Origin of the sequence: Flavobacterium sp. ENC (genome assembly GCF_020991415.1) — a bacterium.
Lineage (GTDB): Bacteria > Bacteroidota > Bacteroidia > Flavobacteriales > Flavobacteriaceae > Flavobacterium.
In genome coordinates this window covers 217,634-239,768 of sequence record NZ_JAJMOY010000002.1, presented here as the reverse complement: position 1 = coordinate 239,768, position 22,135 = coordinate 217,634, and the positions used below count along the sequence as shown (strand labels likewise).

Annotated in this window: 22 protein-coding genes; 14 read left to right on the top strand and 8 right to left on the bottom strand. The window is 35.7% G+C overall.

The window, feature by feature from the left end; genetic code table 11:
* Nucleotides 1-216 precede the first annotated feature (216 nt).
* Entirely contained in the window at nucleotides 217-681 is a 465-nt protein-coding gene (locus LPB89_RS05910) for a response regulator (RefSeq protein WP_230700846.1), read from the bottom strand.
* A 304-nt stretch (nucleotides 682-985) separates the two neighbouring features.
* Between LPB89_RS05910 and LPB89_RS05905 the strand changes: the two genes are divergently transcribed.
* Nucleotides 986-1,174, top strand: coding sequence for a hypothetical protein (locus tag LPB89_RS05905; protein WP_230700845.1), 189 nt, complete (start codon nucleotides 986-988; stop codon nucleotides 1,172-1,174).
* A gap of 121 nt (nucleotides 1,175-1,295) precedes the next feature.
* The gene (locus LPB89_RS05900; RefSeq protein ID WP_230700844.1) at nucleotides 1,296-1,571 is read left to right on the top strand and encodes a PrgI family protein; all 276 of its coding nucleotides are present in this window, start codon (nucleotides 1,296-1,298) and stop codon (nucleotides 1,569-1,571) included.
* A gap of 64 nt (nucleotides 1,572-1,635) precedes the next feature.
* On the opposite strand, the gene LPB89_RS05895 is transcribed toward LPB89_RS05900, so the two are convergent.
* Entirely contained in the window at nucleotides 1,636-2,004 is a 369-nt protein-coding gene (locus LPB89_RS05895; RefSeq protein WP_230700843.1) for an STAS/SEC14 domain-containing protein, read from the bottom strand.
* 267 nt (nucleotides 2,005-2,271) lie between these two features.
* On the opposite strand from LPB89_RS05895, the gene LPB89_RS05890 reads away from it, so the two are divergent.
* Nucleotides 2,272-3,120 carry an SDR family oxidoreductase gene (locus LPB89_RS05890; protein WP_230700842.1) on the top strand — a complete coding sequence of 283 codons (849 nt, stop codon included), beginning with the start codon at nucleotides 2,272-2,274 and terminating at the stop codon, nucleotides 3,118-3,120.
* 332 nt (nucleotides 3,121-3,452) lie between these two features.
* Here LPB89_RS05890 and LPB89_RS05885 read toward each other — a convergent pair whose 3' ends face one another.
* Nucleotides 3,453-4,403 (bottom strand): hypothetical protein, encoded by a 951-nt coding sequence (locus LPB89_RS05885; protein ID WP_230700841.1) that lies wholly within the window; start codon nucleotides 4,401-4,403, stop codon nucleotides 3,453-3,455.
* Between the two features lie 365 nt (nucleotides 4,404-4,768).
* On the opposite strand from LPB89_RS05885, the gene LPB89_RS05880 reads away from it, so the two are divergent.
* From LPB89_RS05880 to LPB89_RS05835, 10 genes are all read left to right on the top strand, one after another.
* Nucleotides 4,769-4,948 (top strand): hypothetical protein, encoded by a 180-nt coding sequence (locus tag LPB89_RS05880; protein ID WP_230700840.1) that lies wholly within the window; start codon nucleotides 4,769-4,771, stop codon nucleotides 4,946-4,948.
* A gap of 60 nt (nucleotides 4,949-5,008) precedes the next feature.
* On the top strand, nucleotides 5,009-6,715 hold the full coding sequence (locus tag LPB89_RS05875; RefSeq protein ID WP_230700839.1) for a tetratricopeptide repeat-containing sensor histidine kinase: 1,707 nt from the start codon (nucleotides 5,009-5,011) through the stop codon (nucleotides 6,713-6,715).
* Between the two features lie 6 nt (nucleotides 6,716-6,721).
* Complete coding sequence (locus LPB89_RS05870; protein WP_230700838.1) at nucleotides 6,722-7,390, top strand: response regulator; 669 nt, start codon at nucleotides 6,722-6,724, stop codon at nucleotides 7,388-7,390.
* A gap of 170 nt (nucleotides 7,391-7,560) precedes the next feature.
* Entirely contained in the window at nucleotides 7,561-7,791 is a 231-nt protein-coding gene (locus LPB89_RS05865; RefSeq protein ID WP_230700837.1) for a hypothetical protein, read from the top strand.
* Entirely contained in the window at nucleotides 7,725-8,072 is a 348-nt protein-coding gene (gene yidD, locus LPB89_RS05860) for a membrane protein insertion efficiency factor YidD (RefSeq protein ID WP_370635473.1), read from the top strand. Before LPB89_RS05865 ends, yidD begins: the two co-directional genes overlap by 67 nt.
* 17 nt (nucleotides 8,073-8,089) lie before the next feature.
* The gene (locus LPB89_RS05855; RefSeq protein ID WP_230700836.1) at nucleotides 8,090-8,500 is read left to right on the top strand and encodes a hypothetical protein; all 411 of its coding nucleotides are present in this window, start codon (nucleotides 8,090-8,092) and stop codon (nucleotides 8,498-8,500) included.
* A gap of 3 nt (nucleotides 8,501-8,503) precedes the next feature.
* On the top strand, nucleotides 8,504-9,772 hold the full coding sequence (locus tag LPB89_RS05850) for an ABC transporter permease (protein ID WP_230700835.1): 1,269 nt from the start codon (nucleotides 8,504-8,506) through the stop codon (nucleotides 9,770-9,772).
* Nucleotides 9,773-9,776: 4 nt separating this feature from the next.
* Entirely contained in the window at nucleotides 9,777-10,679 is a 903-nt protein-coding gene (locus LPB89_RS05845) for a hypothetical protein (protein WP_230700834.1), read from the top strand.
* Between the two features lie 336 nt (nucleotides 10,680-11,015).
* A complete protein-coding gene (locus LPB89_RS05840; RefSeq protein ID WP_230700833.1) occupies nucleotides 11,016-11,423 on the top strand; it encodes a hypothetical protein in 408 nt (135 codons plus the stop codon).
* A gap of 18 nt (nucleotides 11,424-11,441) precedes the next feature.
* Nucleotides 11,442-11,651 (top strand): hypothetical protein, encoded by a 210-nt coding sequence (locus LPB89_RS05835; RefSeq protein WP_230700832.1) that lies wholly within the window; start codon nucleotides 11,442-11,444, stop codon nucleotides 11,649-11,651.
* Nucleotides 11,652-11,740: 89 nt separating this feature from the next.
* On the opposite strand, the gene LPB89_RS05830 is transcribed toward LPB89_RS05835, so the two are convergent.
* From LPB89_RS05830 to LPB89_RS05815, 4 genes are all read right to left on the bottom strand, one after another.
* Nucleotides 11,741-13,507, bottom strand: a complete 1,767-nt coding sequence (locus tag LPB89_RS05830) for a RagB/SusD family nutrient uptake outer membrane protein (RefSeq protein WP_230700831.1) — start codon at nucleotides 13,505-13,507, stop codon at nucleotides 11,741-11,743.
* Between the two features lie 3 nt (nucleotides 13,508-13,510).
* Nucleotides 13,511-16,789: a TonB-dependent receptor gene (locus LPB89_RS05825; protein ID WP_230700830.1), complete on the bottom strand. Its 3,279-nt coding sequence runs from the start codon at nucleotides 16,787-16,789 to the stop codon at nucleotides 13,511-13,513.
* Nucleotides 16,790-16,862: 73 nt separating this feature from the next.
* Nucleotides 16,863-17,786 carry a FecR family protein gene (locus LPB89_RS05820; protein WP_230700829.1) on the bottom strand — a complete coding sequence of 308 codons (924 nt, stop codon included), beginning with the start codon at nucleotides 17,784-17,786 and terminating at the stop codon, nucleotides 16,863-16,865.
* Between the two features lie 78 nt (nucleotides 17,787-17,864).
* Nucleotides 17,865-18,395: an RNA polymerase sigma-70 factor gene (locus tag LPB89_RS05815; protein ID WP_230700828.1), complete on the bottom strand. Its 531-nt coding sequence runs from the start codon at nucleotides 18,393-18,395 to the stop codon at nucleotides 17,865-17,867.
* A 276-nt stretch (nucleotides 18,396-18,671) separates the two neighbouring features.
* On the opposite strand from LPB89_RS05815, the gene LPB89_RS05810 reads away from it, so the two are divergent.
* Nucleotides 18,672-19,739: a phosphatidylinositol-specific phospholipase C1-like protein gene (locus LPB89_RS05810; protein ID WP_230700827.1), complete on the top strand. Its 1,068-nt coding sequence runs from the start codon at nucleotides 18,672-18,674 to the stop codon at nucleotides 19,737-19,739.
* A gap of 424 nt (nucleotides 19,740-20,163) precedes the next feature.
* Here the strand turns inward: LPB89_RS05810 and LPB89_RS05805 are convergent, their stop codons facing one another.
* Nucleotides 20,164-22,119, bottom strand: a complete 1,956-nt coding sequence (locus tag LPB89_RS05805) for a metallophosphoesterase (RefSeq protein ID WP_230700826.1) — start codon at nucleotides 22,117-22,119, stop codon at nucleotides 20,164-20,166.
* Nucleotides 22,120-22,135 lie beyond the last annotated feature (16 nt).

Below are 22,135 nucleotides of genomic sequence, written 5' to 3'. Positions count from 1 at the left end.
TTTATCTGAGAATACTTTAGAAAAATCCAAAGTTCGCAAAGCTTTATATAATTTAGCTCTGCGAACTTTGCCTTTTATAAAGCTAAGAGTAAAAAACTGGCGTTCTTCGCGGTAATTTTTTTATGCTCCGGAAGTTTTAGGACTGATCCCGAAAAAAACTTTCCCTAATCAAAATCTATAAAAAAACCAGTAACCTAAACAGCTACCGGTTTTTCACTAATTCAAATTATTTTTGATGTTTTTTCGTCGTAAAGGATCAATTTTATAATCTTCTATAGATTTTATTTGAGACCAATAGTCCAGAACGTTTTTAATAATCTGTTTCAATTTGTCATAATTGTATGGCTTAATGACATAGCTTTGTGGCGGAACAGAATAAAGATCTATCACAAAACACTGTGTAAAGGATGTTGTAAAAAACAAACAGGGACAGTTTAACTCTATACTAAGATTTTCATACGTAATATGTATGCGTTTCTCATCGTCTGTATTAAGCAGAACTATATCTGAAAATATTAAAAACGCTTCAATTTTTCGTGAAGTCAGGTAATGATACGCATTACTGGCTGAGTTAAAATACAGAACTTCATTAGAAAATTCCAATTCAGAGAATATCTCCATAAATAATTTACGATCACCCTGATTATTTTCTATAAGCAGAATAGGTCCATTTATATTCATAATAGTCTATTTTTGGTTATAAATAAGAGCATCGAACGTCAATATTGCCTACCATTAATTTGTAAAGCAACAGTATAAAACAAAGATTCTAAATTTTTAGAAATATTTTTTTACAATATCTTTTTGCAAAATTATATAATTATCATTCTGTAAATTTCGTGTGAATTTTCCCCTGTACTTTAAAAAAAAACCAAATACGCTGAAAATTATATAATGAGAAAAGTTAATTCTATAATGAAAAATGGTGTTATAGTCTTACTTTTGATAGTTGAATTAGTGCACACCAATTATAAATTTAATAGTCATGACAGAAAAGAATTACGATCCTGACAATGACCACTGTCCGGAAAAAGACACGGTAGAAAATCTTCATCAATCAAAAGGAAAGAATAATACTACCAAGACCATCGAAGAATTCACAGACGATGATTCAAATCATCTTTCTTCCGATAAAGTGAAGGACCTGAAACAAAAATCAGATACTAAAAAATAGTATTGCAAAAAATAAAACGAACTGAAAGAAAAGGAATGACAATAATCATTACAGCTTTACAGTTTAAAATGAATCTGAATGGCTTTCAGATTTTATAAATGTTTAATTAAAAATTGAAAATATGTCAAATTTCATTAATCCATTATTAGTTGGAACTACAGCGCATTTAGAACAAAATAACTCCAAAATTTCTGCAAAACAATTGGTTTTGGCAGGTGTTGGTTCCCTTATAATCGGTGCTGCCTTAAAGAAAACCGGACATGCCAAAACTGGTGCATTTGTAGCCGGTCTTGCCATTCCCCTGCTGACCTCAGCGGTCTATAAAAAAATAAAGTCCAAAAAACTGGAAAATGTAAATAAGAGTACAGACATTACCGGAAATTATTACGAGCATTAAAAAAAAAAAGCACTTCTAAACGAAGTGCTTTTTTTTTGTTTTATTGTAAACAAGGTTGAAAAGACTAATTAATATTTCCTTCCACCCAATTTAACGCTTTATTAAAAGCTTCTTTTTTAAATCCACGGAATTCTCCCGGAACGACATAGCTAAAACCATTGGTAAAAGAAATAATTTCCTCTGAGTCTGAAACAATGGCAGCCCTGTTCCATTTTCCTAAATGCTTGATTCCAAGCATGGCATCCTGAAGCCATGCTCCTGCTGTAAAATTTTGTATGTCGGTATCCAAAACCAGTAAAAAATTAATTTCATTAGTTTGATTTATTAATTTTTCAACGGCAGGAACAACTACGCTTTGAAAATCTTCTTTGGTCACTTCCGCTAATGCCCGGAAAGCCACTATATTATCTGTGGTGTCAATTTGATGTATCATTTTTTCATTCAGTTAAAAATTAGTACTGTGTATTCGTGATATTTTTTTTCGATCCTTATAACTTAATTCATTCGTCCTTATAAGACTATCAAAAATAATTTGAATTCCTGTTTTCCTCATTATAGGATCTCCGTATAATTTTACAAAATCCCTATTTACCAACTACTTAAAGATTTTATAGGGTTACTTTTTGATTCTTTCAGGTTAACTGTTTTTTCAAAAATCAGATACTTTAGATAATAATTAATAACTCAAAAATGATGGATCATGGAAAAGAAGCCAAAAAAATTTCCTGAGCAAAAACAAGAACTTCCCGGTAATGAGCATAAAATGAATCCAGAACCTGAGATCATTCGGGAGAACTATACAGGAAGCGGAAAGCTATTCGGAAAAACTGCCTTTATAACGGGCGGTGACAGCGGAATTGGCCGTAGTGTCGCTGTGCATTTTGCGCGTGAAGGTGCCAATATTGCGATTGTATACCTGAAAGAAGATAAAGATGCGCTTGAAACGAAAGCACTTATCGAAAAAGAAGGTCAGCAATGTCTGCTGATCAGTGGTGATTTGAAAGACGAGAAGTTCTGCAAATCGGCTATAAAGAAGTGTCAGACACTGTTTAAAAAAATCAATATTATTGTCAACAATGCCGCTGTGCAGTTTCCGCAGACTGAACTGGAAAAAATTACGCCTTCCCAGCTTCAGAAAACATTCGAGACGAATATTTATCCGTATTTCTACATTACAAAGGCCGCTTTGCCTTTCTTAAAAGAAGGAGATACGATTATCAATACCAGCTCCGTGACCGCTTACCGCGGCAGTGAGCATCTGGTGGATTATGCGAGTACTAAAGGTGCCATCGTGAGCTTTACAAGATCACTTTCGACTATGCTGGCTCCAAAAAAAATACGGGTCAACGGAGTAGCTCCGGGGCCTATCTGGACACCGCTTATTGTAGCAAGTTTCGATAAACTCTCCGATTTCGGAAAAGACAATCCAATGGGTAGAGCCGGACAGCCCTCTGAAGTGGCACCTGCCTACGTTTTCCTGGCCTGCGAAGACAGCAGCTATATTACGGGGCAGTTTATTCATATTAATGGCGGGGAGATTGTGGGGTAAAAAAGTTTGCCACGAATTACACGAATTAGCACGAATTTTTCTTAAATAATTAGATAAAAAGACCGGATATACTAAGGAGTATATCCGCTCTTTTTATTTTGAGCCACATGGTTTTTTGCATTTTTTAAGCTTGTGATGACAGCAGTAGATAAAGAGACAACTCATTCCTATAAACGGTGGTGAATTGTGGGATAGCATCTCATTCTATCTATAAACAATTTAAAATATAACATTACACATGGCGACAAACCCGACAGGTTTTTAAAACCTGTCGGGTTTAGATTGGCGAAAAAAAAGGAGCGGATATACTGTTTGGTATATCCGCTCTTTTTTTATTTTAAACTGCATGGTTTTTTGTATTTATCAAAAATATAATATGTTACAGGTTTTGTCGTACTGCCACTTACAGGATGCCTTCCATTTCCGCATGTGGTAAAAAAATCTACTTCATTATCGGTTTTTGCATACCAAACAATAGATTTCCCATTTACAAACCAAGTCGTTGTATCGCAAACTGGTATCTTTTTAAAATCCAAAAGATGTTTGTCATATTGAATTATTTCATTTGGGTTTCCTTCAATTCCTTCATTACTGACAACTTCATAATGATCTTTAGACCATTGCATATAATCTTTCTTAAGAAATGTAAAGTATATTGTTGTAAATAATAAAATAACTCCAACAAATCTTGCAGTTTCATTTTTTGATTTTTTTAATAATATTTCAAAAAATGTGCTTTTGGGATATTTGTTTACTGCTAGTAAATTCTGTCCTTGACTATTAAAAATATCCTTGTCTAATTCTTTGATCGTCTCTCCATTTTTATTATCTACTTCGTCTATATTCTCCTCTTCATTAGTATAATCATTATTTAATTTTAATTCTTTCATTATTTCATCTTCGCTTTTCCCGTCCATAACTTTCTTAAATTTTTTAAATGGTCTGGGCTGAAAATCTAATAAAATAGCAGAAAAATGAATTGTATCCTCTAGCGGCTGAATTGTTTCTCCTCTAAAAAAATCACCAATCGCTCTAAATTTATTCAAATCCCTTCCTGTAATCAAATTTCTCTTTAGACCATCAAATTCAAATTCAAAAAAAGATTTAAATGTATTTAAATCATCAATAGTAATAGTATCTGACCTAAATCTTTTCATACAGAGATTTCTAAGATTTGCTACAGTGGGAGGATTTAAATTATTAGAGTAATCTCCCTTTCTTTCTATCTCATATTTTTCTTTTATAGCTTTTCTATAGTACTCAAAAAAGGTATTGTTACACATAGGCTCTTCAAATTTTCAAGAATTTACATTAGTACTTTTCAGGAATTTTCAGGAATTCTTCAGACTTCTTCAGACTTTAAAAAAATATATCGGAACTCCCGGAACTCCGTATAAACAATCGTTTGTAACCGTCGCATCTTTGCCATATCAAATTAGTTAACGTTTTGATCTGCAGGTCAAAAACAAATGTACAAAACTAGTTCAATTAAAAAGTGCGGAAAACCGTAAGACGGAATTTATCCGGGAAGTATAGATGAAAATCTTATAGTTCTACGCACTTCACTTCCCAACCTCTTAGGTATTGTTTACAAGTTCTGGATGGAATCCGGACGGCCATACCTATGTCAATTTTAAATTCTTTCAAGATGAAAAAATTAATCATAGTGGGAACATTCGCACTTTTTACAACTACATTATTTTCCTGCACAGCAGACGAATTAGATACTCCGGTGACCAAAGAAACCCAAAAGAAAATTGATCCGGTACCTTCTTATGCCGACGGACCTGGTGACCAGCCGGTAATTGTTTTACCGCCACCAAAATAATATTTTTATTTTAGGTACTATTTTTAGTATTAATTAGTAATTTCGGGGAAAGTAACTATCATGCTACGGTCCCCGATTTTGTATTTATTCCTTTTTCTCTTTTTGCTTTCCTGCAAGGAGCATACCACTACACCGGTTGATCCTACCCTCTTCACCAAAGAAGCCAAAATACTTCAGGAGAAGGGCTTTTCCAATTTACAAAAAAGCAACTTTAATAGTGCTTTCTATTACTTTAATAAATCAAAAATAACATTCGAAACCTATAAGGACAGCGCCAATATTGTCTACAATTTGATGCAGATGGCTTATATCCAGCAAATAAATGGCGATTATTATGGCAGTAAGGAAACCTTAACCGAGTCGCTGCCCTACCTTAAAAATGACAATAATTACGCAGTAGCGATCAATAACTTTTTCGGTATCGCCGATAAGGAACTTTCCTTATACGATGATGCCATTCTTTATTATAAAAAAGCCATTAAGGATTCGAAAGATCCATTATCGAAACAAGCGCCTTTAAATAACATTGCCGTTGTTTATATCAACCAAAAAAAATATCCCGAGGCGATAGCTATTTTAGAATCCATAGTAAAGAGTAATATTTTAAGCGACAAAATAACAGATAAAAGGTCGCCTGAAGTCCACAAAAGCAAAGCCAGGGTGCTGGATAATCTGGGTTTTGCTTACTTTAAAAATGAAACGTACGACAAAGGGCTTGAATTTATGAAGGAGAGCCTTGCCTTAAGAAAACAGATTGATGACCCTTACGGAAGCATTGAAAGCTATCTCCATTTAGCCGAATATTATTCCGGAACTAATCTTGCAAAATCAAATCAAAATGCGCAAAATGCCTATGCGCTAGCTACGAAATTCAATAGTGTTGACGAGCGGCTGAAAGCATTGTCTTTTTTAATTTCCAATGGTTCGGGTACCCAATATGCCCAGAAATATATTGTGATTAACGACAGTATTATCAAAATCAGGAACAATTTCAAAAACAAATTTGCCAAGATTAAATACGATTCCAAAAAGGAAAAAGAGGAAAATCAGAAACTGAAGTTAGAACGGGTTGAAAACTTATTATCGCTGCAGGAAGTAAAATACCAACGCATCTTTTTTATAATAGGCATTGCAGCCCTTTTCTTTTTCATTCTTTACCTGAGAAAGCGAAGTCGAATTGAAAAAATAAAAACGGCCTACGACACCGAAACCAGAATTGCCAAAGATATTCACGATGAACTGGCCAATGATGTTTTTAATGCAATGACTTTTACACAGACACAATCCTTAGATACCGAAAGTAAGGAAACCCTGATTCAGAAACTGGATCATATTTATGCACGGGTGCGCAGAATTTCGAGAGAGAACAATACCATTGATACCAAACAAAATTATGCTGCCAACTTAAAAGAAATGCTTTCGACCTATAACAGTCCGGGTACAAACGTAATTATTACCAGCATCGAAAATGTCAAGTGGGAAACTATTGACGACTTGAAAAAAGTAGCCATTTACAGGGTTTTACAGGAATTAATGGTCAATATGAAAAAACACAGCAGCGCCCCGGTAGTGATGGTAAAGTTTGACACTGATGACAATTCTATCCTGATTAATTACACCGATAACGGAAAAGGAACCGATAAAAATAAAATTATTAAAAATGGCCTTCAAAATATGGAAAACCGTATTCTGTCCATAAAAGGATCTATTATTTTTGATACAGAACCCGGAAAAGGTTTTAAAGTAAAAATAACTATGCCTAAATAACTCTGTATGTTTAAAAAAGTAATTGTAGCCGAAGACGTTGATACCATCAGTTTAGGAATTGAACAAGTCTTAAAAGATTTAAATATTGTAAATTTTCAACATTCCAAATATTGTGATGAAGCATTTCTGAAAATGCGAGCCGCCATTAATCAAAATGAACCTTATGATTTACTGATTAGTGATTTGTCATTCAAAACAGGGCATCGCGAAGTAAAGATTAAAGACGGTGACGAACTGATTCAGAAAGTGCGCGATTTACAGCCTGATATTAAAATTATCGCTTTTTCTGTCGAAGATAAAAGTTATCGTATTAAATCGCTTTTCGACAATTCGGGGATTGATGCGTTTGTGCTAAAAAGCCTGAACAGTATTGAGGAACTAAAAAAAGCCATTCATATTGTCTCCTCTTCAGATCAGACCTTTATTTCGCCAGAAGTCGCTTCGGCCTTACAGGAAAAAAATAACTTCGAAATGGACGATGTGGATATTCAAATTTTAAAACACCTGGCATCGGGTACTTCACAAGATGAAATTATAGAAATTTTTAAAAGCCTGGAGGTGAAGCCCAATAGCAAAAGCGCTATCGAAAAAAGGCTTTCAAAACTAAAAGATTTTTTTAAAGCGAATAATACCATTCATCTGGTGTCGATTACAAAAGATATGGGGATTATTTAATCTCATTACTCTACTCTTATCACGTTATCAAGCTCCTTCGGGGGCTTTTTTTATGGCCTGAACTTAAAATAATCCGGATTATGGTTTTCCGTAAAATACTGGTTTTAAATAGGTTTAAGTTTGAATTATTAAAAATCAAATAATCTAACAATTTTAAAAAATTAGAAATTATGGAATACAAAGTAGTACCATTCGCAGCTTCAATCGATCCTAAGAAAAATGTCAACGGTCATATTGCGGAGCAATTAGAAAGTCTGATAAAGCATCATAACGACAGAGGCTGGAGCTACGTCCGCGTAGAAAACATAACAACTTTTGTTAATCAGGAAATAGGATGTTTTGGATTTGGAGCAAAACCTGCACAAACATTTTTCACGCATCTGGTTGTTTTTCAAAAATAATGAAGCATTTAATCCTGTTTGTTATTCAAATGTATTGGAAGCTCATTCCTCCTTCTAAAAGGAAAAGATGCATTTTTAAAAAATCGTGTTCCAATTATGTATTTGAAATAACTCAGAAAGAAGGTTTTAAAAATGGATTAAAAGCATTTCTATTTCGATATCAAAATTGCCGTGGAAACTTTCAAATTTTTAAAAACCCTATAAATAATAAGATACAGATGATTCTTCCTTCTAAATTAATAATTGAAACAGAAGAAATTGCCGAAAGATTAATGAACTAAACCCAACTTACATTATTATGAACGAACCAACAACTATGACTATCGAACTTAAAAGCCATTTCCTCAGATTATATCAAATGGCGTTATCCGATGATCAGTTTGATGTATTAGAACTTCAGATGCTGTATCATTTTGCCGATGAACGCGGCATTCCCAAAGAGGAACTCGATAAACTTTTCCAGAATCCGGTGAATAGCGAATTTGTTATTCCCGAAGAGCTGACGACACGAATAGAATACTTATATGATTTTACAAGAATCATCTGGGCCGACGGAAAAATTACCGATGATGAATTGAATATGCTGAAGAAGTATTGCAGGAAGTTTAATTTCCTGGACGAAAACATCACTGATTTATCGAACTATCTCATTGATTGTGTGCAGAAAAACATTCAAAAGGAAGAAATTATTAGTCAATTAAATGCTTAGCTTATGAAATCACTTACACAACTATTCAGCCTTAAAAAAACCGAGGATTCTCCCTTCAGTCTTTTTCAGGAAAATGAAGAAGACAGAGAGCAAATCAGAATCACCTATTACCAAAGCGGATTTGCAGCTTCTATTAAAGCAACCGGAAAACCTATTGTACTGAAAGCCTGTCTCCAGAACCTGTATATGAGTTTTGAAGACCAGTGCCGAAAACAAAAACTGGAACAGGACCGACTGAAGCAGCCGTATCGCGAAGAACAGGAAAAAAACAGAACGGAGCTTAAGAAATGTGAAGCGGCAATCGGCATTTACGAAAAGAAAGAACAGGATGTCAATGATAGTGTTGACCAGATCAAAAATGAAATTATTGAAGTCAAACGCAATCCTGACAAATACGGAATCGAAGACGGAAAAGGCCTGAAAGCCCAGTTTTATATCGGTTTGTTTTTGCTTCTTCCTATAACGCTTTACGTACTGGTCTTTTATATTTCGGCTTCTTATTCTGCTTTTTTCAAAGAGTTTGCCAATGACAGCCTGACAGCCGCAATTTTTGATGCGGATGCACTGACCAATTCCTTTAAGGCCAGCTGGCTTGAAGGTGTGCTCGTGGTTACGATTCCGTTTGTTTTTATGGGATTAGGCTATGTCATTCATATGGTTCAGAAAGGAAAAGGAATTAAAAATGTCTTCAGAATGATTGCTTTGTTCCTGACCACTTTTTTGTTTGATGCCCTGCTGGCTTACCAGATCGAAAAGAAGATTTATGAGTTTAACAAAACAACAGACTCGGCACCGTATAATTTAAATATCGCCCTGGGTGAAGCCGAATTCTGGATGATCATTTTTGCCGGATTTGTGGTCTATATTATCTGGGGACTTGTTTTTGATTTTGTGATGAAGGAATTTGAAAATATTGATAAAATCAGGGCTTTTATAAGAGGTAAAAAAGAAAATCTTCTTGATCTGGAAAAATTAAAAAAAGACTATATCAATAAAACCAATGACTTCAAACAGCAGGTGATTACCATTACCGGAAAAATCTCGGAACTTCAGTCCAAAATCGATGGATTTGTATTTCCGGTAAAAGAATACCTGCACTACCATCACCAATACAAGGAAGGCTGGTTTCAGGCCATCAATACGGAAATAGCGCTGGCACATAAAGAAAAAACGGAATTATTGGAAAACTGTGAACTTCATTCCGAAGAACATCTGAGTAAGTTAAATTTAACCGATCCGGATTTTCAGCATTTGGTATATTTTAAAAATTAATTTTATGAAAAACGTACTAAAAACACTCGCCGTTTCCCTGTTATTTGTTTCTGCTTTTTCCTGCAAACCCGATGGTGATAAAGACGAAAAAGAAACCGTAACTAAAAAACCTGTCGCAGAAAACTATAACATTAGCATATTACTGGACTTATCGGACCGGATTAGCCTGCAGAAAAATCCAAATCCGACCATGGAATATTACCAGAGGGATTTAGGATACATTAAATCGGTTTCGGAAGCTTTTACACAGCATTTAAAATCCAAAAGAATACGTCAGATCAATGATAAAATGCAATTGTTTTTTAATCCCGAGCCAAAAGATCCGGAGATCAATTCGATTTCACAAAAACTGAAAATTGTTATCGATAAAAATAATGCATCGAAGGATTTACTGAATTCCATAGACTCCAATTATGCGGCGCAAACCTCAAAAATCTATGAATCGGCCCTAAAAGACAATAACTTTGTCGGGTCGGATATCTGGAGTTTTTTTGACACCAAAGTCAAAGACCAATGCATTGAAACGGGAGACCGCAATATACTGGTCATTTTAACAGACGGGTACATGTATTTCGACAGCACGATCATGAAAGAAGCCAACCGAACGACTTTTATTACGCCGGATTTTATTCGAAAAAATGGACTGAATACGAAAGACTGGGAGCAAAAATTTCAAAAAGAGGATTATGGTTTCATCAAAGCCGGCGATGATTTATCGAATCTGGAAGTGCTTGTTTTAGGAATTAATCCCGGTAAAACTAATCCCTATGAGGAGAAAGTGATAAAAGCTTACTGGACCAAATGGTTTAGTGAAATGAAAGTAAAACATTTCGAAATCAAAAGTGCGGGCTTACCTTCTGATATGGAAAAAATCATCAGGGATTTTATAGTGGAAAATCAGCACTAATTTACAGCATATTGAAGCAAAACTACTTATCAAGAGGATTTTATAATCCTCTTCTTTTTTTTGCAGCCATTCTAAAAAACCCGTAACTATCCCCGATTTACGGTTTACCATAAGCTCCTGATTTTTATTGGTTTTACATTTGAGTAAATAATCAAAAGAACGGATAATTCTAAAAGATAAAATTGAAACTGTTTAAATTCAGGTATAAATACGCAGCTGTTGCATCGTATTCAACTCTATATTTATAATCGGTTTAAAAGGTATCAATTTCGCAAAAAACAAAACCTGATGCATTTTAATGTATCGTTCCACACTCCATCTTAACAGCTGAAAATTATGATTAAAAAACTACTCTTTCCTTTTCTATTTCTTTCCCTGCTAACCGGCTGCAAAAAAGTGGTACAGCCCCCAAAAATAAATACCTTCTACAAAGAAGCCATTACCGCCAATGACCGGAAAATCATTACGCCGGAAGAAGCGAAAACCTATCATGTTGATACCGATTATCAATACGAATACCGCACCGGCAAATCCGGTCATTATGAGTATAACTATGATGTCAAAGGCGTCAGTGCCCAAGGTGATTCTGTTTTTGGAAACATTAATGTAGAAGGGAAAAATGGTGCGGGAATACTGCGTTTTGATACTATTCCCGATATTGAAATCAAAACCGAATGGATTGGTCAGGGAAAACTAAAGGCAACAGATCATCAAGCCAATGAATACTTTTTAATAGTCGATTAAAAATTCCAAAACCATCCTATGAGATATGCCCCACTCTTGCTATTACTGCTCCTGACCTCTTTTCATCCTGTGGAAACCAAAGTGTATATCTGTGGTCCCGTCGGAGCAAAAAAATATCATTATAACGAAAATTGCCGCGGTTTAACGGCCTGCAGACATGAATTGACAAAAGTAACTGTTTCCCAGGCTCAGGGCTACGGACTGACACTTTGCGGCTGGGAAGATTAAACGGTTTCAAATTCGAAAATTCGATAAAAAGAAAAGCCTGCTCAAATTAATGAACAGGCTTTTACGTAAAAATAAACTAACACGAAAACTTAATTATATCCTTGATTTTGTTTGAATACTTTCTGATCGATAATGGTTTGTGGAATTGGAAATAATCTTCTGAAGGGCTGAGAAGCCGCTTTTGCAGTTCCGGCCAGATCAAATTTGCCAAAACGGATACTTTCAGGTCTTCTTTGCAATTCCCAGTACAATTCGAAACCTAATTCTTTATACAATTGTTCTGCATCTAAAGAAGTAAGCGCTTTTCCGGGAGCATTTGCAAATAAGGATTCTCTTGTTCTGCTGGTACGCAATTTATTTAAATCGTCCATCGCCAAACCTGTACTTCCTTTTCTGAAATAAGCTTCTGCTCTCATGGCATAAATTCCACCTAAACGGAACAACGGAATATCAACATTACTGTTACCGTTTCCTCCTTCCGGATCAAATTCATATTTAAAAACACGTGCTCCCTGATTGATTTCATTTTGGGCAAAAACAGATTTATTAGGATCTGCAAATGTTAATGTTGGCGTAAAATTCATTCTTGTACCCGTACTTTTTTCCATAAACAATGGAGAAACTTTAATACGGTTTCCTACCATTTCAAGAGATCCCGAAGGCAATAATATAGGCCCATACTGAAGTCCGGCCTGAATTCCTCTGTTAAAATGAAACCATGGCAGGTTGGCACTTTTAGGCACGATGTCAGTTGCAGGAACACTTACATCTGTACCATCATTCATAAACCAGGTACCATCAGCATATTGGTAATGCTGCTCAAATCTTGGATCATCGTGATTACCGGCCCATGAGGCATAGAATTCCGGAGTGATACAGGCAGCATTTGTGCCTCTGTTTGCTGCAGATGCTCTTTGGTTACGCTCCATACTTACATAGGCGAAACTGTTAGAACCGTTTCTGATATAATCTATTTTTTGGGAAATTGCAAAAATAAGCTCTTTACCATTTTCATTATTTCTTGCAAAGTTTTTGAAAAAATCACTTTCCAGACTAAATTTCCCTGAGTCGATTAATAATGAGGTGTAATAAATGACACGGTCCATATCTGTTCCGGTACCAGATACGGCAGGTTCATTAAAATTAAAATTTGACGCAGCATTATAACGGTCTTTAAACACTGCACGGTTTAAGTACATTGTAGCTAAGAAACCATAAGCTGCCTGTTTTGTAAATCTTCCGTGATAGGTTCTCTGCGTTCCAATATCAGCTAAATCAGGAAGTAAAGCCTCAACATCTGTAATTAATTTATCTATTTGAGTATCTGCTTTTAGGATTTGCAAAGTCGCTTTTGGATCCATTGGATCTTTATATGGAGCCTGTCCGTATAAATCCAAAGTGGTATACGTGTAAAAAGCCATAAGTGCTTTTGCTTCTGCAGAAAATAATTTCTTTTCAGGAATTGAACTTTGTTCAGCCGATTGTATAGCTGTTATACAACGTGTAATACCATTTGTTAATAAATCCCAGTTACCTACAATGATTGAATTAGTAGAGCTCCAGGTAAATTCGTGCATATCCCTCCATTTTCCGCCATCTCCCCAGTCACTTCCACGAGTTGGTAAAATAGCTTCATCTGTAGTGTATTCCTGCATGGCAAAAATGGCTCCATGATCAACGAAAGTTCCGTCACCCAACCTGTCATAAGCAGCAGCAAGCGAACCCGCAGGATCTGAAACTGTATTTCCGGGTATTTCATCTAAAAAAACTTCATCCAGATCGGTACAGCTGTTCAGAAGAAAAATAAAAGAGAATAATGTTAAAAATTTTATGCTTAAAAATGTCTTTGTCTTCATAATTTATAATTTTAAAGTTGCTCCTAAACTGAACGTTCTCGAAGTTGGATAAGCTGCGTAATCAATACCAATAGATTGGTTTCCGTCAGTTGCTTTAGGAGTGTTTACTAATGGATCAAATCCTGTGTAATTTGTAATTGTAATTAGGTTATTTCCTGTAATATAAAGTGTTAAGCCATTCATCCAGTTCAATCCTTTCAAATCAAAATTGTAACCTATACGTGCCGCATTTAATCTTATAAAATCAGACTTTTCCAGGAAAAGTGTAGACAAAATTGGCGAGTTTGTTGGGTTTGCGCCTGACTCATAATATCCTGTTGCCACGTTACGATCTGATGCTAAGTTGTTAATATTTAAAGCATTCAATCCTGTATTATTCAACAAATAACCGCCTGTTTGTCCAATAATTGAGAATGAAAAACTAAAGTTTTTATATCTCATATCACTGTTGAAACCGTAATAAAAAGTTGGCAAAGCTCCTTCAATAATAATTCGGTCGCTGTTATCAATTTTACCGTCTCCATTCTGGTCTTTAAATATGTTTGCTCCATTTTGATCAAAACCAGTGTGCTCTAACAAATAGAATGAACCAGCCGAGTAACCGCTTTTGTAAATATTAGCATTAACACCTGATTGTCCAGGACCGGAAATAGCACCTGTTAAGATTTCTGAAAGCGGTAAGTTTTCAATTTTGTTGTTTAATGTTGATCCGTTCACATCAACATTCCAGCTGAAATCTTTGCTGTCGATGATTTTAGAACCCAGGGTAATCTCAATACCCTTATTAACAATTTTACCGTCAATATTTGTCCAGATAAATTTTGTCTGACTCAAAGGAGTTGAATTTATAAACAAAATAGCATCTGTAGTTGTTTTATTAAAATAGTCTACAGTTCCATAAAATTTGTCATTCCATAAATTGAAATCAAGACCTAAATTATATTGTGTAACAACTTCCCATTTTAAATCCGGATTTGCTGTTCTGGAAACAGAAACACCATTTACAAGATTTAAATCATCATATAAATAATATCCGTCCGGGCCAGCCAAAGAGTAACTGGCCTTAGTTTGTTTATTTGGTACTTCCTGATTTCCTGTTTGTCCCCAGCTTGCTCTAAGCTTTAGGTTATTGATTGTTTGAGAATCTTTCAGGAAATTTTCATTAGAAATATTCCATCCTAAAGCAAATGAAGGAAAATAACCGTATTTGTTATTATCTCCAAAACGTGTAGAACCATCAGCTCTCATAGAAGCTGTCAATAAGTATTTATTATCAAAACTGTAATTTAATCTTCCGAAATAAGATTGCAATTCGTTTTCCTGAGCATAACCTGTTGTACCAGACTGCGTTCCTGCAAAACCTGGATTAATAGATGGTTTTACACCTGCTCCCTGCGCTGAAATTCCATCAATACTGAAACTTGTTCCTGATCTTTCAAATTTTTGATAAGAGAATCCGCCAAGAACTTCAAATTTATGTTTATCTAATGCCTTACTATAAGTTAGGTAATGTTCAATCAATGAATTTTTTGAATCCAGATTGTTCTGAACATATTTACCTTTTGGGTTTAAATCGGTAAGGTTGGGATAAATTGTAGTATTTCTTTCTGATGTAGAACGATCTATACCAATATTTAATTTATATTCTAATCCGCTGATAATTCTGAAAGAAGCCTCCAGATTTCCTAAAACTCTTAACGTACGCGTTTGATCTTCATAAACACTTAATAAATAAGCAGGGTTATAATGTGCGTTCATATTAAAATTGGTGTACTTTCCGTTGGCATCAAAAACGGATCTGGTTGGATTAGCCATCAAAGTATGTACGATCAATTGTCCGTTAGAACCACCGTCATCACTTGTTGGAACTCCATCATCTGTAGTCTGGCTCGCAGTAAGATTCAGTTTTATATTTAAACGTTTGTTGTCTAAAAAGGATTCGGCAGCATTAATTCTGCCTGAAAGACGTTTGAAATTACTGTTATGAATAATTCCTTCCTGATCCATTTGTGCAACAGAGGCATAGTAGTTGCCTGACTCCGTTTGTTTAGCAAAAGACAATGAATTATTTTTAGTAATTGCACTTCTAAAAATAACATCCTGCCAGTCTGTGTTTCCGCCATGATCAAATGCTTTATCTTTTATAGCACTTCTATATTGGTTTGCATCTAAAACATCTAATTTATGAGCAACACTCGAAACTCCCATATAAGAATCAAACGTTAATGTTCCTTCGCCTTTAGATCCTTTTTTAGTCGTAACCAATACCACTCCATTAGATCCTCTTGCTCCGTAAATAGCCGCTGCAGATGCATCTTTAAGAACTGTAATCGATTCGATATCACTTGTATTCAAAAAGTTTAATGGATTTTTTGCAGCTGAACCTCCAAAACCAACATTAGTTCCGGCAGGGCTTGTATCATCATTAGACAATGGCATACCATCCACAACAAATAAAGGTGTACTTCCGCTTCTGATCGATCCCACTCCACGAATCGTAACATTTACACCAGCTCCCGGCTCACCGCTTGAACTCACCACACGAACTCCGGCCACTTTTCCCTGAATTAAATTATCTACAGAGATGTTTACACCTTGTTTAAAATTAGTCGCTTCTAATTGTGTTACCGCTCCGGTAACGTCTTTTTTAGACTGTTTACCATAACCTACAACCACAACTTCACTCAATTCTGAGGTATTTGGCTCTAATTTTATGGTCATGAAATTCTGTTGTACACCAACCGTTTTCGTTTGATACCCTAAATAAGAAACTTCGATCGTTTTGCCTTCAGTAACAGAAAGTTCAAATTCTCCGTCAAAATTAGTCACGGTAGCATTTTTAGTGGCTGTTTCTAAAACCGTTACGCCAGGCATTGGCACACCGTTTTCGTCAACAATTTTACCTTTTATTCTAATTTTTTCTGCTGAGTCTGAAATTTTTGAAGGTGTACTTTTCTGAATTAAAACTAATTTTCCGTTGATGTTGTAATTGAAATTTGCTTTCTTAGAAAGATCGCTTAAAATTACCGCTACAGATTCGTTCGTATAATTTACTGTGTAAACTGTGTTATCAGCAATAATAGCTTGTCCGTAACTAAATTTATAGTCCGTTTGCTGGCTCAATTTTGAAAAAATAGAAACTAAAGTTGCTTTTTCTATTTTATTTTTTACATTTGATTTTTTAAGAGTAGTAGCACTGTAACCGATTTGAACGGATAGTGTTGCCAGAACTAAAAAGAAAGTTCTCTTTAGAAAATTTAAATTGATTCGTTTAAAATACATGATTTAAGTTATTGGTTTTTCGATACTTAATTATTAATCGCAGTTGTTCTCAGCAACTGCTTTTTTTTGTTTTTTAATTCACTTGTATTATTCCGTCATAGGTGTTGAATTTTAGGTTTGTGATATAGTTTATTTGTTTTAGGACACTATCGAGTGAAGCATTCTTTTCTATAAAAACAGTCACCGGCGTGGTTAGCACAGTTTCATTTTTAAATGAAAAGGTGACTCCGTATTTGTATTGTAAAATGGTAATTACCTGTTTTAATGTTGCCTCATTAAGCGTAATGTCAGTGTTGTACCAATTGATTGAAAGTGATTTATCGATTGGCAGCTTCGATAATTTTCTACCCAGGAATAAGGCTTCTTCATTAGGAACTAAATCCACACTCTGATCTTTGGTTGAAACATTTACTTTTCCGGTTACGACAAGCACTTCACATTTTGATTTGGAGAACTGAATATGAAAAGAGGTTCCGACAACCCTTGTTTTGATTGGTCCGGAGTGAATAATAAAAGGATGTTCTTTGTCTTTTGCCACGTCAAAAAAAGCATTCCCCTTCAGTAAGGAAACTTTTCTTTCGTCGCCCTTAAACTGCGCAGGGTATTGAAAAGAAGAATTTGCTGCCAGATAAATTTTCGTACCATCACTTAACCGGATTGATTTTGGAGATGATGCAGTTTTAAATGTTAATTGCTTTTCGATTGATGCATTCGGCTTATAAAAAAATCCTAAACCAACAAGAAAAAGAATACTGGCAGCAGCCATATATTTCAAATACGGACTAAAACTTTTCTTCTTCGCTATTCGAAGCTGAATCCCTTTATATATGTTTTGGGAAACTTCGTCGCTATTGCCCATCGAAGCTTCATCCCATTTTGATTTTTTAAATTCAGTAAAGGCAAAATGATCTAATAAATTTTCTTCTGCTTTTGAAGTTTTATGCTGAGCACTTTTATCTATAAGATACCCTAAACTGTGTTTGATTCTTTTTATCATAATACTTATTGTTATCTATAAGTACCGGAAACCGGAAATCGTACTATCCGGAAATATTATGAAACCATTAACAGAAAGTTATTTTAAAAAATTCTGATGCAAAACGATGTAAGGTGCCAGCCAGGCCAGATCTTTCAGGCCTTCACGCAGTTGTTTCAAACCCGAAGAAATTTGGTTTTTAACGGTTTGTTTTGATATTCCAAGTTCCGCAGCAATCTGGTCGATGGACATGTCCTGAAATTTATACATCAGTAAAACTTCTTTTCTTTTTTCGGGAAGTTTGTCTAATAAGGAATAAAGCAGGTCCATAACTTCAGGGTCAATGGAGGTGAAATTGTCAATAATATAATCTTCGAATTTATCTTCCAGAATGGTCTTGTCAAAACGGTTGTTCTGGTAATGCTTAAAAACCTGGTTCTTGACTGCACGGAATAAATAAGGTTCGATAGCATTAATACTGAAGTCGTCTTTTCTCTCCCATAAGTCAACAAAAACATCCTGAACAATGTTCTGTGCCAAATCTTTATCCTGAGTCATGGTATACGAAAAGGCATTTAATTTTTTCCAGTATTCCGTATACGTTTTTTCGAATATTTCAGGGTTCTTCATAACAATATTGGGGACTGTTTCATATTGTAAAATAATAAAATGTTACACCAATATTTTTTGCCTGAAGGTTAACTTTAAATTAAATAATAAACTCTTTTGCTGTACTAATACTACTTTTTCAGCGAAGAAATGATAATCCGTTTTCAATTTGTTTTTTTTAAACTAACATAAAAACCAGATGATACTTTTAAATTAGTAAACCCAAAGAGGAAGTATTCTCAGCTCTTCTCCCCTCGCCCTTTAATCCTAATTACAATTACATCACCAATTCAAATTATGAAACATCTCCTGTTTGCATTATGTCTTGCCGGTACCCTGCAATGCACTGCACAAATACAAAACGAAAACCTGAAAATAAACCAATTACAAGTCATTGGTTCCCACAACAGCTACAGACACGCTATCGAAACGGACTTATACAATCTTATTCAGGCAAAAGACACCACACGTTCCCTTAAAGGTTTGCAATACACGCATATTGGTTTAACAGAACAACTGAATAAAGGCTTACGCAATTTAGAAATCGATGTTTTTGCGGATGCCAAAGGCGGAAAATACGCGCACCCAAAAGGACTGGACGTCGTAAAATCACAAGAAGCGTATGATCCGAAAGGATTGATGAATAAGCCGGGTTTTAAGGTTTTCCACATGCCGGATATCGATTTCAGAACTTCCTGTTATACTTTCGAAATCTGTCTGCAGGAGCTTAAAAAATGGTCGGATGCAAATCCAGGTCATGTTCCTGTCTTTATTACTCTGGAACCTAAAGATGGAGAAGCCAACTTCTTCGGAACGAAACCGGAAGATTTCACGCCGGAAGTATTTGATGCTTTAGACAAAGTAATCCGTAAAGAATTAGGGAACGCTAAACTGATTACACCGGATATGGTGAGAGGAAAATACAGCACGCTTGAAGAAGCGGTTTTGCATAACAACTGGCCAACACTGAAAAAAGCAAAGGGAAGATTTCTATTCCTGCTGGACAACAACGGCACAAAAAGAGATTTGTACGCATTAAATCATCCGTCCCTAAAAGGACGCGCCGTTTTTATAAATGCTGAACCCGGAAAACCCGAGGCAGCAGCTTTATTCAGAAACAATTCCACAGATCCTGAAATTGCGGAACTTGTTAAAAAAGGATATATTATACGCACCAGAGCCGATTCGGATACCAAAGAAGCAAGAGCCAATGATTATTCGCATTTTGAAGCAGCAAAAGCTTCAGGAGCGCAGGTCATTACTACCGATTATTATTTGCCAAGTACGTTTTTTAATTCGCCTTATCAAATTAAATATGATGATGGAACTTATGCCAGAGTTAATCCTGTTAATGGAGTAAAATAGTTTCAGTTTTTTTTAGTTTCAGGTTTCAGGTTCTACTTTGTGGTTGAATCTGAAACCTGATTTTTTGTGTTGGGTTTTCTTTTTTTTCTCACGCAGATTTTGCAGATTCTGCAGATTTTTTATGTTCTGTTTTGTTATACTACACGGATTCAGCAAATGAGATTTCTCCTTCGTCGAAATGACAAAAATTGTGCAGAAAATCTGCAAAATCTGCGTGAAACAAACTTCATAAAATTTGCTATAATTCTAACGTGCCTTGCGGTTAAAACCTGCTTAACAAGATTATTGACAAAGCCTTGCGCACCTTGCGTTTGTTCAACACAAACTAGACAAAAGAACTTTGCGTGCCTTGCGGTTAAACAAGTCCCGGTTTGCAGTCCCGGTTTGCAGTTTCCAAACTACGACTGTAAACTGAGACTGAAAACTACCTAACCCTTCCCGTTTTCAAATCAACACTAAAATGATCCGCCGGAACTTCGTGCATGAATTTACTGAAGATCGTCAGGAAAAGGCGCATTTGGTTTTGTAATGGTTTTTCTTTTGAAATCGTTTCTTCTTTGTAGTTCTCAGAAAACAACTGTGACAGTATTTTATATTGTCCGGCCCGTTCTGTTCCTACATCTGTTAAGGCTAATTCATCGGCGCTTCTGAAACGGTAAAAATCGACCAGAAGATCATAGCCCGTCCAGTTTTTGAAATCTTCTTTTCTGAGCTTATTTTCAGCCAGTAATGCAGCCGTTTTTTGTTCGGCGGCGGCCCATTCTGTTTTGAAGTTTTCTTTGTTTTTGAGAATTGCATCAAAATCCTGATCTGATTTTATATTGGCCAAAACCACTAAATCTTCTCCGGTTACTTTGAGTATAAAATCTTTGAACGCTGCCGGCCAGTCATCTGCTAAAAAACGCAGACGAACCAGCTCTTTGAGGTGGAAATCGGTAAACTCGTGGTAGTTTTTCGTTTTTAAGATGTCAATATTCCAGATGTCTTTGGTGTGTTTACTTTCGAGAAACTGATATTCCGTTTTGTACAAATCGAAAAGTTCATCGTAATGGGGAACATTATCAATCGTAATGGTTTGGATATCGACCAGATTATCTTTTTGAATCGTCAGTAATTTATAAGCCGGAATATACGCTGCCAGTGAAGGTGTCTGAATATTGACCAGCGTATTGCCTTTTGCGGTAGTCCGCACTCCTGTATCGTTGATGTGCATATGTCCTCCGAAGTGAATCTTCAGTCCTGCATCGGCAAAAACCTGCGCTACTTCTTCTGTCGGAACCCGGTTGAGCTGCCATTTGTTTGGACCCAGCAATTCTTTTATTTCCGCGGAAGCGTCATCGTTAAAATCAATCATGGGAAAATGACTGAAAGCAATCAGGGTTTTTCCTTGTTTTTTCGCTTCAAGTGAAATATCCGCTACCCATTTTATTAAATGTTTTTTGTTCGAAAGCACATTGTTGTAGCCCGTGCTTGCTTCGGAATAATTCTTTGGGTCTATTGGATCTGTCGTTGCATTTTTCTTCGGAATGTAAACATTTCCGTCAATCGCCATTAACCAAAGTCCTTCAACCGGTTCTACTACATAACTCACATCGGGAACTTCATAACCGGGAGCTACATTGTAAACTCTGTTGGACAATAAAGCGGCTTCAGCAGCTTTTGCATAGGTATAATTCTGACTGGTATAAGCTGCAAAAGGTGTTGACCAGAATTTATATTTTTTATTGGGATAAAATCCGAAATCTTTCAGTCCTTCCGTAATTCCCAAATAACCCATTTTGGCTATATCGGCTGTAACGACAACAGGCTGTTCCAGGTCTAAATTAGGTTTATACATTTCGGGTTTACTGTAAATCGGCTGATTTTTTCCTCCGTTTCCTAAAAAGTCCTCTTTCCCCGATTCGTGTGCGAATGGCCCAACTGGATCGTGATTTCCTGTGGTGATAAAAAATTCAATTCCGTATTTTTTTCGGTATTCCGATAAGATTTTTTCCAGTCCGCGAACATGTATCGGCTGGCCATCATCTGTATAATCGCCGGGAAGTGCCACATATTTTATTTTTCGCTTAGCGATATCATCTAGAGCAGCAATAAAAGCAAAGTAATTTTCATTGAAGATTCGCGTAGAATGCAATTGCGAAGCCATCGTTCGAAGCAACATATATTTTCCTGTCTTCGGATTTAGAATTCCGCGGTATTCATTATCCGAAAATTTTCCGAACAAATCCTGTAAATGCACGTCTGATAAAAAAGCTACCTGAACCCCATCCAGTTTGGTTTTCTTTTGTGCTGAAAAGGTATAATTGAAAAAAAGCAGGACTAAAAAAATTAAACGAACGGCATATTTTTCCGGCAGGAGCATTCTATTTTTTACAATCATGGCACAACAGTTTATG